12 protein-coding genes are annotated in these 13521 nt (G+C 63.7%); 6 read left to right on the forward strand and 6 right to left on the reverse strand.

Features of this window, described 5'->3' with window-relative positions; translation table 11 throughout:
- Positions 1 to 32: 32 nt before the first annotated feature.
- The 5 genes from QRM57_RS08820 to QRM57_RS08840 all read right to left on the reverse strand — a co-directional run bounded on the left by QRM57_RS08820 (position 33) and on the right by QRM57_RS08840 (position 5166).
- Entirely contained in the window at positions 33 to 911 is an 879-nt protein-coding gene (locus QRM57_RS08820; RefSeq protein ID WP_235517341.1) for a 1,4-dihydroxy-2-naphthoate polyprenyltransferase, read from the reverse strand.
- Between the two features lie 61 nt (positions 912 to 972).
- The gene (locus tag QRM57_RS08825; protein WP_284986306.1) at positions 973 to 2112 is read right to left on the reverse strand and encodes an AMP-binding protein; all 1140 of its coding nucleotides are present in this window, start codon (positions 2110 to 2112) and stop codon (positions 973 to 975) included.
- Between the two features lie 9 nt (positions 2113 to 2121).
- Positions 2122 to 3084 carry a 1,4-dihydroxy-2-naphthoyl-CoA synthase gene (locus QRM57_RS08830; RefSeq protein ID WP_284986307.1) on the reverse strand — a complete coding sequence of 321 codons (963 nt, stop codon included), beginning with the start codon at positions 3082 to 3084 and terminating at the stop codon, positions 2122 to 2124.
- Between the two features lie 45 nt (positions 3085 to 3129).
- A complete protein-coding gene (locus QRM57_RS08835) occupies positions 3130 to 3858 on the reverse strand; it encodes a CPBP family intramembrane glutamic endopeptidase (RefSeq protein WP_284986308.1) in 729 nt (242 codons plus the stop codon).
- A gap of 57 nt (positions 3859 to 3915) precedes the next feature.
- Entirely contained in the window at positions 3916 to 5166 is a 1251-nt protein-coding gene (locus tag QRM57_RS08840) for an Nramp family divalent metal transporter (RefSeq protein ID WP_284986309.1), read from the reverse strand.
- A 234-nt stretch (positions 5167 to 5400) separates the two neighbouring features.
- Here QRM57_RS08840 and QRM57_RS08845 point away from each other — a divergent pair, with 234 nt between their 5' ends.
- Both QRM57_RS08845 and QRM57_RS08850 read left to right on the forward strand, forming a co-directional pair.
- Entirely contained in the window at positions 5401 to 7086 is a 1686-nt protein-coding gene (locus QRM57_RS08845) for an ABC-F family ATP-binding cassette domain-containing protein (RefSeq protein ID WP_284986310.1), read from the forward strand.
- A 228-nt stretch (positions 7087 to 7314) separates the two neighbouring features.
- Positions 7315 to 8778, forward strand: coding sequence for an amino acid permease (locus tag QRM57_RS08850; RefSeq protein ID WP_284986311.1), 1464 nt, complete (start codon positions 7315 to 7317; stop codon positions 8776 to 8778).
- Positions 8779 to 8871: 93 nt separating this feature from the next.
- On the opposite strand, the gene QRM57_RS08855 is transcribed toward QRM57_RS08850, so the two are convergent.
- Positions 8872 to 9597, reverse strand: coding sequence for a dienelactone hydrolase family protein (locus QRM57_RS08855; RefSeq protein ID WP_284986312.1), 726 nt, complete (start codon positions 9595 to 9597; stop codon positions 8872 to 8874).
- A gap of 238 nt (positions 9598 to 9835) precedes the next feature.
- Here QRM57_RS08855 and QRM57_RS08860 point away from each other — a divergent pair, with 238 nt between their 5' ends.
- The 4 genes from QRM57_RS08860 to QRM57_RS08875 all read left to right on the forward strand — a co-directional run bounded on the left by QRM57_RS08860 (position 9836) and on the right by QRM57_RS08875 (position 13501).
- Entirely contained in the window at positions 9836 to 10492 is a 657-nt protein-coding gene (locus QRM57_RS08860; protein WP_284986313.1) for a pentapeptide repeat-containing protein, read from the forward strand.
- 119 nt (positions 10493 to 10611) lie between these two features.
- On the forward strand, positions 10612 to 11838 hold the full coding sequence (locus QRM57_RS08865) for a thiolase family protein (protein WP_284986314.1): 1227 nt from the start codon (positions 10612 to 10614) through the stop codon (positions 11836 to 11838).
- Positions 11838 to 12641 (forward strand): enoyl-CoA hydratase/isomerase family protein, encoded by an 804-nt coding sequence (locus tag QRM57_RS08870; protein WP_284986315.1) that lies wholly within the window; start codon positions 11838 to 11840, stop codon positions 12639 to 12641. Before QRM57_RS08865 ends, QRM57_RS08870 begins: the two co-directional genes overlap by 1 nt.
- Positions 12638 to 13501, forward strand: a complete 864-nt coding sequence (locus QRM57_RS08875; RefSeq protein WP_284986316.1) for a 3-hydroxyacyl-CoA dehydrogenase family protein — start codon at positions 12638 to 12640, stop codon at positions 13499 to 13501. Before QRM57_RS08870 ends, QRM57_RS08875 begins: the two co-directional genes overlap by 4 nt.
- The last annotated feature ends 20 nt before the right edge of the window (positions 13502 to 13521 follow it).

Genomic DNA, 13521 nt, shown 5'->3' on the forward strand with positions numbered 1-13521 from the left:
CGCGTTTTTAGGGGCGTTAGCTGTATGAAAACTCAGATGCGGGTCAGGATCAGGCCCAACGAGAAGAGCAGGCTGTATCCCAGGTTGATCAGGCCGGTCTGCTTGAGCACCGGGATGAGGCTCTTACGCTTCTTGCCATTGATCATCAGCCAGGCCGGCATGAGGCAGGCGGGGATCAGCAACAACACGATCAACATCCACGGCTTGGTGGGTGCGAGGACTACCACCAGGAGGATGGCGACACCCAGCATCAGGACGTAGCTCTCGCGTGCGTGCCTGTCTCCCAGCCGAACAGCCAGGGTCCTCTTGCCCGCTACCGTATCCGTGGGAATGTCCCTGACGTTGTTGGCCATCAGGAGGGCGCAGGCGATCAGGCCGGTCCCTATCGCACCGATCACTGCAGCCAGGCTCACCTGCCCGGCCTGCGTGTACGTGGTGCCAAGGGTGGCGACCAGTCCGAAGAAGACGAACACGAACACGTCGCCCAGACCCATGTAGCCGTAGGGGTTCTTGCCGCCGGTGTAGCCCCACGCCGCCAGGACGCAGCCGATGCCTACCAGGATCAGCCACCAGGACTGTGTGATGATTACCAGGATCAGGCCACACACCATCGCCAAGCCGAAAAGGCCGAACGCGGCCCACTTCACTTGCTCGGGTTTGGCCGCGCCTGAACCAACCAGCCTCAGCGGGCCAACGCGGTCCTCGTCCGTGCCCCGGATGCCGTCGGAGTAGTCATTGGCGTAGTTGACGCCGACTTGAAGCAGCAGGGCAACGAGCGCCGCCAGGATCGCGTTCGGCAGCCGGAACGAATGGAGCTCGTACGCCGCTGCCGAACCGATGAGGACGGGCGCGATGGCCGCGGGCAGTGTGCGGAGCCGGGCTCCTTGAATCCATTGTGCAGCTGTCGCCACGTGTAGTACCTCGTGTATTTCGCGGTTGATCGTTCGTCAGGGGTGTGGGGTAAGAACGTGTCTATTGTCCCTGATGCAGGTTGGAAAGCAGTTCAATCATGGCCATGCGGTCCGGTTTTCCGTTCGGCAGCATGGGTAACTCCTTGTCAGCAAACACTGTCTTGGGGGCCAGGACGCCCAGTGCTTCCTCGCGACGGGCGGTGAATCCCTTCACACCCTCGGGCGAAGGATCAGCCACGGCAACGTACGCCGCCACGGCTTGCCCCCACTCGCGCGAAGGGACGCCGGCCACAAAAGCCGCGTTCACGCCGTCGAGCGCTTCGAGCTTGCTTTGGATGTATGAAGCGGAGGCCTTGATCCCGCCGGTGATGATGACGTCGTCGGCGCGGCCCAGCACGGTGAGTTTGCCGTCGTCGGCCAGTTCTCCGAGATCGCCGGTGACATACCAGCGGACGCCGTCCTCCTCGAAGAACGCTGCCTTGGAGGCGCGCGCAGCGTCCAGGTAGCCCGCAGCCACAGTGGCGCCACCGAGGAGGATGCGGCCTTCCAGCTCGCCCTCGCCAATGCGGACCTCGACGCCGTCCAGCGGCTCGCCGTCGTAAACGCACCCCCCGCAGGTCTCGGCCGAGCCATACGTGGTGACGACCGAGAGCCCCTTGTCCCGCGCAGCACTAAGCAGTTCAGCCGACGCCGGTGCGCCGCCCAGGAGAATCGCGTTGAAGCGGCGCAGCACGGCCAGGGTCTCCGGCGCGGGGGAGTCCAGGAGCCGTTGCAGCTGGGTGGGCACCAAGGAGGTGAAGCGGATTTTGTCCGTGAGTTCCCCGGCTGCGGCAGTGAAGGCCTCGGGCGTGAAACCGTTCGACTGGTCCATCACCCACGGACGCGTCCCGGCATAGAGGGAGCGCACCAGGACCTGGACGCCCGCCACGTACTGCAGGGGAAGGGCCAGCAGCCATTGACCTTCGCCGCGAAGCGCCATCGCCGTGGATACGGAGGACGCTGCGAGGGCGTCAATCGTCAGGACCGTTGCCTTGGGCGCGCCGGTGGAACCGGAAGTCCGGACAACCACGGCTGCGTCCTCGATGCCGGTCTCAACCGGGACTGCAGCTAAGCCGCCGTCTTCCTGGGTGACGATTTCGACGGCGGGACCCTCACCGTGCAGGGCAGCGGCGAGTGCTTTGAGTACTGGATCGATGTCCACGGGCCGGTCCTAGAAGTAGTAGGGGAAGTTGGACCAGTCCGGGTCGCGTTTCTGGAGGAAAGCTTCCTTGCCCTCAACGGCCTCGTCCGTCATATAGGCGAGCCGGGTAGCCTCGCCGGCGAAGACCTGCTGCCCGGCCAGGCCGTCGTCGGCCAGGTTGAACGCAAACTTGAGCATACGGATGGCCTGGGGGGACTGGCGCGCGATGTCGGCGGCGTATTCCAAGGCGACTTCCTCGAGGCGGTGGTGCTCAACAGCCTCATTAACGGCGCCCATGCGGACCATGTCGTCCGCGGAATATTCGCGGGCCAGGAAGAAGATCTCGCGCGCGGCTTTCTGCCCGATCTGGCGGGCCAGCAGCGCCGAACCGTATCCGGCGTCGAAACTTCCCACTGTGGCGTCGGTCTGCTTGAACTTGCCGTGCTCCCGGGAGGCGATGGTGAGGTCGCTGACAACGTGCAGGGAGTGGCCGCCGCCGGCCGCCCAACCATTGACGACGGCGATAACCACCTTGGGCATGGTCCGCATCAGCCGCTGGACTTCGAGGATATGGAGCCGGCCGGCCCGCGCGGGGTCTATAAATTCAGCAGAGTCTCCTGCGGCGTTTTCTACTGCGTACCGGTAGCCGTCGCGGCCGCGGATTCGTTGGTCGCCACCGGAACAGAACGAGTGTCCGCCGTCCTTTTCGGAAGGCCCGTTGCCCGTGAGCAGGACCGTGGCCACGTCAGGGGTCATGCGGGCGTGGTCCATGGCCCGGTAGAGCTCATCCACGGTGCCGGGACGGAACGCATTGCGGACTTCGGGCCGGTTGAAGGCGATCCGGACCGTGGGGAGGTCCTTGGTCGTGCCGTCCGCCGAACGCTCAACCTGCCGGTGGTAGGTCATGTCCTTGAAGTCATCGAAGCCGGATACTGTGCGCCAGCGTGAGGGGTCAAAGACGTCGGATACCTTGGCAGGGAGTTGGTTGTTCACAGTCCGAGTCTAGTAATGGCGTCAGCTGATGCAGAACTCGTGGACTTATGTTGGGAGCAATTCGGGTGGGACGGCGTAGATAAGGACCACGGCCATGAGGTTCTTGGCTGCATGGACAAAGTAGGAAAACATCAGGTTCTTTCCGGTCCACACATAAACCGCCACCAGCACCACCGCCATGCCCAGGTAGGGAGCGAGCGCGGAAAGCACCAGTCCCTCCCTGCCAATCACGTGGATGGAAGCGAACACCAGCACGGAGATGATGCAACAGACCCAGATGTTCACGTACCCGGACAATTTGCCGATCAGCAGGTGCCTGAACAGGTATTCCTCAACAAAGGGGCCAAGCAACACCAGCAGCGGAACCATGAGCCATGCCGGCACATGCTGCAGCAGGCCTTGGATGCCCAGCTGGTTCTCCGAGGTTTCGGCGGTTCCGAACGCTGCGACCAGAATCGCCGTCAGGATGAGCATCACCACGATGGCCAGCGGGACCATCCCCAACGTGAACCACGGTCGGGTGCCAAGAATCCTGAGGTCGCGTCCGGCTACCCGCCAAGCGGACGCTATCGCGAATATTCCGACGCCGGCATAAAAGAGGGCGTTGACGGCGTAGGATGCGGTGGCCGGGTCGCGGAAGAGCTGAAGCATCAGTCGTTCGACGGTGCCGCCGGCGACCGTGAAGTAGATGGTGAATCCAAGGTATGCAGCCACGGCCAAGGCATCGAGTGCGGTAAAGCGGTACAAACGTGCCTTGCTGGTGATGGTGCCCATATGACCAGACTAGCTTTGCCGTTTGGCCTTTTTCACTCCCGCATGGCGGGAAAGGCTTCAGGATTGGCCGCCAAGGGTCAGGGCGATAAGTACGCAGTTCAGCCCGACAATCAGGGTGGCGCTGGTCCAGCCGGCAATTTTCAGGGGAAGGGTGTCCGCGTGGATTCCCATCACCTCACGCTTGCCGGTCAAACGGATCAAGGGGATCAGGGCGAAGGGTATTCCGAAGCTGAGCAGCACCTGGCTGAGGACCAATGCGAGTGTCGGTTCAACCCCGGCTCCCAGGATGACCAAGGCGGGAACCAGGGTAATGACCCGGCGGGTCAGCAGTGGGATCTTTACCTTCAGCAGCCCACCCATGATGGTTGCACCGGCATAGCAGCCCACGGATGTCGACGCCAGCCCCGAGGCCAGCAGCCCGACGGCGAACACGACTCCAATGGTGGGACCCAAGGCCGCTGTAACGGCGGCGTGGGCTCCGGCGATGGTGTCGGTTCCCTCGATCCCGCGAAGGCTGGAGGCCGCCAGCAGCAACATGGAGATGTTGACGATGCCGGCGAGCAGCAGAGCGCCAACGACGTCCACCCGGGTGGTCCGGATCAGTCGGGTGCGGACCAGGGGGTCCTCGGAGAAGCCGTGCCGGTCCCGGGCCAGGGCGGAGTGAAGGTAGATCGCGTGGGGCATCACGGTGGCGCCCAACATGCTTGCAGCGAGGAGTACGGTGTCCGGGCCTTCGAATCGCGGAAGCAAGCCACCCAACGCTTCGCCGGCATCAGGCGGATTCACGAACAACCCCGAGACGAATCCGACGGCAATGATTCCCAGAAGAACCAGGATGGCGTACTCAAAGGAGCGTTGCCCCCGCTGTGACTGCAGGGCCAGCAGCAGCATGGACGCGACGCCGACGATCACGCCGCCTGCGAGCAGCGGCAGCCCGAACAGCAGGTTCAGGGCCACGGCACCGCCGATCACCTCGGCCATGTCGGTAGCTCCGGCAACAATCTCGGCCTGGGCCCAGTAGAGGCGCCGGCGTTTTGTGCCCAGCCGTTGTCCCAGGATTTCAGGAAGGCTCAGTCCCGTGGCCAGGCCGAGCTTGGCGGACTGGTATTGCACCAGGACGGCCATGGCGTTGGCGGCCACCAGGACCCAGACCAGCAAGTACCCGTAATTGGCGCCCGCAGTGAGGTTGGCGGCCACATTTCCAGGGTCCACGTAAGCGATGGCAGCCACGAAAGCGGGGCCCAGCAGCAGCAGGCGGGACCAGACCTTGGCAGGCGTGACGCGTGTTTGCAGGGTTGGTGCAGCCATGGTGGTCCTCATCGTTGGGGGTGCTCTGATAATGAGGATAACCGAAAGTTAGGCATACCGAAAAGTATTATTTAGGACACCCTTTGACACCTCTCAGGCAGCACGCAGCTTGACTCAACGCGGTACGCCCGGCAGGCTGGAGCGATGAAGTCTTGAGCGCAGCCCCCACTTTCGGCTGCATCCCAGTGCCCACATGGCTATCTGCCAACCGCTGCGGACTTGCGAGGATCCCTCTTGACTGACCACCTTTACCTTTCCGGCGTTTCCCACAGCTATGGGGACCGCACACTTTTCAACGACGCCCACCTCGTGATCCATCACGGAGAGCACGTCGCAATCGTGGGCGAGAACGGCGCAGGCAAGTCCACGCTGCTACGCCTTCTCTCAGGCGTCGAGACGCCCGACGACGGCTCTGCCGGTTTGGCAGGTGACTCCGGCTACCGCGTGGGTTACCTCGCGCAAACCCACGGCTTCCCCGAGTCTCTGACCGTAGGGGAGGTCATCGATGCCTCCCTCGGTGCACTCCGCGACCTCGAAGATCGCATCGCGGAGCTTGAGCGCGACCTCGCCGACGCCGATCCCGATGCCTTGGAACTCTACGGAAGCCTGCAGACGGAGTACCAGCTCCGCGAAGGGTACGCGGCCGAGTCGCGGGTGGAAGCAGCGCTGGACAAGCTGGGGCTGGGAGGCTTGGACCGCCGTCGAACGCTTGGATCGTTATCAGGAGGCGAGCAGGAGCGGGTTGCCCTGGCCTGCCTCCTTGCCGATCCGGCCGAGGCCCTGCTGCTGGATGAGCCCACCAACCACCTGGATGCGGAGGGAACCGCCTGGCTTGAATCGCGGCTGGCCGCACATCGCGGAACCGTGGTGGTGGTGTCCCACGACCGTGTCCTGTTGCGCAAAGTGGCCACCACCATTGTGGAAGTGGACGCTGAGCGCCGCTCTGTGAACCGCTACGGCAGTGGATACGACGGGTACCTCCGCGAAAAGGCGGCCGAACGCGCCCGTTGGGTTCAGCAGTATGAGGGCTGGCTCGACGCTATGGCGGCGGAGCGCCTTCAGGCTGCCACAGTGGCCGACGGCATGGGTTACGGCCGGAAGCGCGACAACGACAAGATGGCGTTCGGCTTCAAGACTGGAACCTGGCAGAGTGCTGCTGCCAGCAAGGTCCGCAACGCGCAGGAGCGGCTCCGCCGGCTGGAAGAGAATCCCGTGGACCGCCCGCCCGTGCCCCTGACCCTGGCGGCGCCCCTGAAGACTGCGCCACCCTCAGGCGCGGTGGCTGTTGATGTGGTGGCTGTTGAGGCTTCCGAACCGGCAGTGAAAGCCCACAGCGTCAGCGTTCCGGGACGTCTCCAGCCCACCGATTTCTCGGTGGACGCAGGCCAGAAAGTGCTGATCACGGGTCCAAATGGCGCAGGCAAGTCGACGCTGCTCTCAGTCTTGGCGGGGAACCTGGAGCCTGCCACGGGTGCTGTGGCCGTCAACGGCTCTGTGGGGTACCTCCAGCAAGAGCTCCACGTGCCCCCAAGGCCGGGTTTGCGTTTGTTGCCCGCATTCGCCGCTGGGTTGGGCGGAAACATCGACGAACACGCCGAGGGACTCCTGCGGCTGGGCCTGTTCCGTCCCGCGGAGTTCCACGTCCCTGTCGGCAGTTTGTCCGCGGGGCAACAACGCAGGCTCGCGCTCGCCCGCCTGCTCCTGGGCGGTTACGAAACGATGATCGTCGACGAGCCCACCAACCACCTGGCGCCTGTGCTCGTGGAGCAACTCGAGGCCGCGCTGGCTTCGTTCGCGGGAACCGTGGTGATCGTCAGCCATGATCGCGCGCTGGGGGAGTGGTTCGACCGCTGCGCGCGTTCCGCGGCAGGCGCCGGAAGCTGGGTGCGTCGACGGATGGCCGACGGCTTCCTCCTGTAGCGAAGACCCCGCTGGCCATCCGCGACCGGGTGTTGTTGCCTGCGTCACGGGCATTCCGGTTAATCCCGTAAGATAGACGGGTTGCGCGAAGCTTCGGCGTTCTGCGTTCTTTGTCACACTTCGGGATCCCTAAAGAAGGAAACCCCGAATTATGTGTGCCAAACCCGCCCGTGTTCCGGCACTGGGCGAAAACACCTACAGCAACACCCCGACCCACAAGGAACAGCTGTGCCGCAAAGTACTCCCACAGATCTCAAGAACTCCCCGGCATCGTCCGGTGCCACGGGTTCGACCCTCAGTGCCGAGGGTTACCAGAAGAGCCTGAGCCGCCGCCACGTCACCATGATCGCCATGGGTGGCGCCATCGGCGTCGGCCTCTTCATGGGCGCCGGTGGCCGCCTGGCCTCCACGGGCCCGGCCCTGATTTTCTCCTACGCCATTGCAGGCGTCATCGCTTACCTGCTGATGCGCGCCCTTGGCGAACTCATCATGTACCGCCAGACCTCGGGCTCCTTCGTGAGCTACGCCGGTGAGATGTTCGGCAAGAAGGGCGCCTACCTTTCGGGGTGGATGTACTTCATCAACTGGGCCATGACAGGCATCGCCGAGCTCATCGCGATCGGCCTCTACTTCCAGTTCTTCTTCCCGAACGTGCCCATCGAAATGTCCGCCATTGCAGCGCTGGTGCTGCTGGTGGCCGTAAACCTGTTCAGCGTCAAAGCCTTCGGTGAGTTCGAATTCTGGGCATCCTGCCTCAAGGTCGCGGCCATCGTGATCTTCCTGGCTGTGGGCACGTTCATGGTTGTCACCAACGCCAAGGTGGGCGAGGGGCACGCGTCTGTTGCAAACCTGTTCCATGCGGACGGCGGCATGTTCCCCAAGGGCGGCCTGGTGATGATCCTGGTCCTCAACGCCGTGATCTTCGCTTACAACGCCATCGAACTGGTGGGCATCACGGCCGGTGAGATGGAAAACCCGGAACGTGAAGTTCCCAAGGCGATCCGCGCCGTCGTGATCCGCATTGTGGTCTTCTACGTCGGTTCGGTGACGCTGCTCGCGATGCTGCTCCCGTCCGACCAGTACGTGGCCGGCACCTCGCCGTTCGTTACCGTATTCGGGCAGATGGGCCTGGGCTGGATGGGCGATGTCATGAACATGATCGTCATCACCGCTGCCCTGTCGTCCTGCAATTCGGGCCTGTACTCGATCGGCCGAATTTTCCGCACCATGGCAAACAACGGCCACGCACCGCAGTGGCTCACCCGGATGTCCGCGCGCCACGTGCCGTACGCAGCCATCCTGGCCATCGGCGCCGTTTACCTGGTGGGCATCCTGCTCAACATCTGGCTGGGTGGCTCCCACGCATTCGACCTCGCCCTGAACACCGCCTCCATTGGCGTGATCTTCACTTGGGGTTCAATCTTTGCCAGCCAGATCGCCCTGCGGAAGAAGCACGGAAAGGTCTCCAGCCTGCCGATGCCCGGTTCGCCGTGGACCAGCTGGTTGGGTCTGGTGGCCCTGCTGGCCATTACCGTGCTGATCGGTTTTGACTCCATGACCAACAAGGAGACCGGCGAGGTCTTCCTGCTGGGCCTGTGGACCCTGGCAACCATTCCTTTCTTCGCCCTGATCCTTTGGCTGGGCTGGCAGAAGGTCAAGAACAACGAGCCCAAGAGCGAGCTCTTCAGCTAACGGTTCTACAGAACGCACGACGGCGGGTGCCGCCTTGGGTGACCAGTTCACTCCAGGCGGCACCCGCCGTCGTTTTTGCTTCCGTTGCTGGTTTCAGTCCGAAAGGTGCTTCGCGAAATGGTCCTCGATACGGCGCCACGCTTCCGGGGCGGAGGCAGGATCGGGTTTGATGCCCATGACCCGCATCAGTGGACGGAGCACCTTCGGGCCAATGGGGGCGTCGTTCATGAAGGCGTGGCCCGCCGTCGGAAATTCCTTGACGTCGTGCTCAATGCGCAGGCTGGTGAGGGCCGCCTCCAATTTCGCTGCCGCTCCGGGCAAGGTCCGATCCTTGCCGCCGTAATTCGCGACCATCGGGCAGGAGCCTTCGAGGGCGCTGTGCAGGTCCCGGGGCAATTGGCCGTAGTTCACGGACGCGGCATCAAAACCGTCGTTGGCGGCCAGCAGCGCGAACGCACCGCCCATGCAAAAGCCAATGACGCCCACCTTCCCCGTGCACTTGCCATCCGCCCGCAACCAGGCTTTGGCGGTGGAGATGTCGGTGAAGGCCCGGCCTTCGCCCGCGAGCATGGCGCGCATGGTGGCCACCAGGCAGCGCCGGGGGCCGCCGTCACTGTATAGGTCCACTGCCAACGTCAGGTAGCCCGCCTCTGCGAGCCGGTCTGCGTTGCGACGCATCACATCATCCAGTCCGAAGGCCTCGTGGATCATCACCACTCCCGGGAACGGTCCAACGCCGTCGGGCTCAGCCAAGTAGCCCTGCAACGCGGAGGAACCTCCGGACGCCTGGCTCGTCGCGCTCAAATCGATAGTGACCATGGGGGCCTTTCGCTGTGCGTGCAGCGCCATGGAATGCGCCGACTCAGGCCAGTTTTCGCCATCGGAACCGTTCAGGCAAGGACCGGCCGTCGGTCTTTGTCGGCACCCGGGGATAGGCTCAAGGCATGGAACTACCCAGCACACTGACGCAGCACATCACCGCCGGACCAACGAGGGTTTGGCCCGGTAAGGCGCACTCTCCGGAACTGCCCCTGACCACCACGCGGGAAACCCTCTGATGCCGGTGGCCAAGGTCGCGGCCCCCAAAATTTCCCCAGTGCGATTGGACGAACTTCGTGACGACGACGCCCCGGACTTCCAGCGGGGTGAAAGGTACGACGGCGTCCGGCTCACCCGCGTCTCTGCGGAGGGAGAGGAACTGAGCGGCGCAGATTTCATCGAGTGCGAGTTCAACAGCGTGTCCTTCAACGAGGCCCAACTGCGCGGCGCCACGTTCAGGGAGTGCGTCCTGGCCGAACCCTACGCACCGGTTTTCATGGCTGCCCGGACATCGTGGCAGGACATAGAGATCAGCAACCCCCGGTGGGGATCAGCCGAACTTTACGAAGGCAACTGGCGTTCGGTCCGCATCGACGGCGGCAAGCTTGATTACGTGAACCTCCGGGGCTCCAAACTCATGGATGTTCAGATCTCCGACTGCATCATCAACGAGCTTGACCTCGGTGGATGCACCGGGACGCGGCTGGCGTTGAAGAACTGCACCATCGGCACCTTGGATGTCACCGGTGCCAAGCTGAAGGACGTGGATTTGCGGACTTCCGAGTTCCGCGGAGTCAACGGCCTGGCTGGTCTGGCCGGCGTCGTGATTGATGACTACCAACTGAGCTTGCTGGCGCCGCTCCTGGCCGGGCACCTGGGGATCCGGGTGGTCTGAATCGGGGGTGGGCCGGTCTTCATCTGTTGACCGTCCAGCCGGTCCGTGTAATCTTTATAGAACGAACGGTCGGTAGATTATTCTCGACCGGTCCCTTTCACTTCGCGAAGGATGTTCTCATGGTCGAGGCTTTTCTTGTTGGTGGCGCCCGTACGCCTGTAGGTCGCTACGGTGGGGCGCTGTCCTCCGTCCGTCCCGACGACCTCGCAGCATTGGTGGTCCGGGAAGCAGTGGCGCGTGCCGGCGTCGATCCTGACTCCATTGACGAGGTCATTCTCGGTAACGCCAACGGTGCCGGCGAAGAAAACCGCAACGTCGCACGCATGGCCACCATCTTGGCCGGACTTCCCCTCCACATCCCGGGCATCACGGTGAACCGGCTGTGCGCTTCCGGGCTGAGCGCCATCATCATGGCCAGCCAGATGATCAAATCCGGTGCCGCGGACATCGTGGTGGCCGGTGGCGTCGAGTCCATGAGCCGTGCGCCCTGGGTCCAGGAAAAGCCGGCGACGGCCTTCGCCAAGCCCGGGCAAATCTTCGACACCTCGATCGGCTGGCGCTTCACCAACCCGCTCTTCACCAAGGGCGAGCTCTCCCGCGACGGCAAGATGACCTACTCCATGCCGGAAACGGCAGAGGAAGTGGCCCGCGTCGACAACATCTCCCGTGAGGACGCCGACGCTTTCGCGGTCCGCTCGCACGAACGTGCGTTGGCCGCCATTGCCGGAGGCCGGTTCAAGGACGAAATCGTTCCGGTCACCGTCAAGTCGCGGAAATCCGAGACAGTCGTGGATACGGACGAAGGCCCCCGGCTGGGCACCACCATGGACGTCCTTGCCGGGCTTCGTCCCGTGGTCCCCGGCGGCTCCGTGGTCACGGCTGGTAACTCCTCCACCCTGAATGACGGCGCCTCCGCCATCATCGTCGCCTCTGAAGAAGCCATCAAAAAGTTCGGCCTGACGCCGCGTGCCCGCATCGTGGATGGCGCGTCGGCCGGCTGCGAACCGGAGATCATGGGAATTGGCCCGGTGCCGGCAACCCAAAAGATCCTGGCACGCACGGGCCTCACCGTGGACAAGCTCGGTGCCGTGGAACTAAACGAGGCTTTCGCTACGCAGTCCCTGGCCAGCATGCGCCGTCTCGGATTGAACCCGGATATCGTGAACAACGACGGCGGTGCCATCAGTTTGGGACACCCGCTGGGTTCCAGCGGCTCGAGGATTGCCGTCACCCTGTTGGGTCGGATGGAGCGCGAACTCGCTTCCGCAACCGGACCGAAGCTGGGCCTGGCGACCATGTGCATCGGCGTCGGGCAAGGAACTGCGATGCTGCTGGAAGGCGTGTAATGGCACTGAACCCGGAAGATTTCTCCACCCTCCTTGTCGAGGCGCGCGAAGACCGGCTCACCGTCCTGTTGAACCGGCCCGAGGTCCGCAACGCCATCGACCAGCAGATGGTCGATGAGCTCCACCTCGTCTGCGCGGAGCTGGAACGGAGCCCGAAGGTCCTGATCATCGCCGGCACGGACGGCGTGTTCGCCTCGGGTGCCGACATCGGCCAGCTGCGCGAACGCCGCCGAGACGATGCCCTCCAAGGAATCAACTCCACGATTTTCGCCCGCATCGCCAAACTTCCCATGCCCGTCATCGCGGCATTGGACGGGTATTGCCTGGGCGGGGGCGCCGAACTCGCCTACGCCGCGGACTTCCGGATCGGCACTCCAAGCATCCGGATTGGAAACCCCGAGACGGGGCTGGGGATCCTGGCTGCAGCCGGTGCCACCTGGCGGCTCAGGGAACTCGTGGGTGAACCGAAGGCCAAGGAGATCCTCCTGGCCGGTGCGGTCCTGCGGGCAGAGGAAGCCCTGCGGATCAACCTCATCACCGCCATTGTCGAGGCACCTGAGCTCATGGACGCGGCCCACAGCCTTGCTGACAAGATCGGCCGTCAGGACCCCTTGGCCGTGCGGATCACCAAGTCCGTATTCCATGCCCCGGCTGAAGCCCACCCGTTGATCGACACCCTCGCCCAAGGCATCCTCTTCGAGTCCCAGGCCAAGTTCGACCGGATGCAGGCGTTCCTCGACAAGAAATCGGCCAAAGCTTCTCAAGACACAGACGCTCCCACGCAGGACAGGACCCAGAAATGACCGACGTTACCGCCCTACCGCACGTTGTTGGAGTCCTGGGCGGCGGCCGCATGGGTGCCGGAATCGCACACGCCTTCCTGACCAAGGGCGCCACAGTGATCGTCGTTGAGCGTGACCATGAAGCTGCCGCCGGAGCCCAGGGCCGGGTGGCGGAGGCCGTGGCCAAGTCTGCCGCCCGCGGCACCCTGGAGGGGACGCCCGAGGAAGCATTGGCACGCTTCAGCACCTCCACTGACTACGCCTCCTTCGTCCACTGTGGGCTTGTGGTGGAAGCAGTCCCGGAGGACTACGAACTCAAGGTCGGCGCCCTTAAGGCTGTCGAGGAGCACTTGTCCGCGGACGCATTCCTGGCCTCCAACACTTCCTCGCTGTCCGTCTCCGGCCTGGCAAACGAGCTTCGTCGGCCCACCCATTTTGTGGGGCTCCACTTCTTCAATCCCGTGCCCGCATCAACCCTGATTGAAGTGGTGCTGGGCGAAAAAACGTCTCCCGAACTGGCTGTTGCGGCGAAAAGCTGGACCGAGGCACTCGGCAAGACCGCCGTCGTCGTCACTGACGCTCCAGGCTTCGCATCCTCCCGCTTGGGTGTGGCGATTGCCCTGGAGGCGATGCGCATGGTGGAGGAAGGCGTGGCGTCGGCGGAGGACATCGACGCCGCCATGGTGCTTGGCTACAAACACCCCACGGGACCGCTGAAGACCACTGACATTGTGGGGCTGGATGTCCGCCTGGGCATTGCCGAGTACTTGCATTCAACGCTGGGCGATCGCTTCGCGCCGCCGCAGATCCTCCGAGACAAGGTGGCGCGTGGCGAGCTGGGGCGCAAGTCAGGCAAGGGCTTCTTCGACTGGGAAGACTAGTGCGCAGGGCCGGTTAGGCT

Origin of the sequence: Arthrobacter sp. fls2-241-R2A-172, assembly GCF_030208885.1 — a bacterium.
Lineage (GTDB): Bacteria > Actinomycetota > Actinomycetes > Actinomycetales > Micrococcaceae > Arthrobacter.